A 509-nucleotide genomic window follows, 5' to 3' on the forward strand; every position below is an offset into this window, starting at 1 on the left:
AAAAAGGGGAGTGAAGAGGCTCCTGTTTTAGTCCTAGGCGTAAGTGAATGGCGTGCCGAAGAGTGTGATCATGAGAATATTGTCAATTGCTTAGAAGATGGGCAGGTGCTCTATTTCCCCTCACTCCCTTTTGTCTTAACAGAAGAGGAACAAGCGCTTTTAGATCCCCGTTTAGTGAGTCCTAAACGTAAAAATATTATGTATCAAGCAGATCAAGGAAGCATTAAAGGGATTGCTGAGAATGCTTCAGCGCAGGAAAAGAGCGCCATTGAAGGGCTTTTAAAACGTTATTCTGAAGCAAGTTACCAACTTCTAACAGATCTTATCCCTCAATATAGAGGGAAACTCCACAGTCCAATGAATACATTGCGACTCAATGCGATCGATGAGTGGAGTGATAGTCACTCTTTTCGAAAAGATGATCGTCGTTTACATGTCGATGCATTTCCATCGAGACCATTGCATGGCCGTCGAATTATTCGGATCTTTAATAATATCAATCCTAATGG

General features: G+C 41.8%; 1 protein-coding gene. It reads left to right on the forward strand.

Going from position 1 to position 509, the window contains the following annotated elements; translation table 11 throughout:
* Positions 1–509, forward strand: a 509-nt coding sequence (locus tag FK530_RS27645) for a Kdo hydroxylase family protein (RefSeq protein WP_193560372.1), incomplete at both ends; no start/stop codon positions are given.

The organism is Tsukamurella conjunctivitidis (genome assembly GCF_007858475.1).
Lineage (GTDB): Bacteria > Actinomycetota > Actinomycetes > Mycobacteriales > Mycobacteriaceae > Tsukamurella > Tsukamurella conjunctivitidis.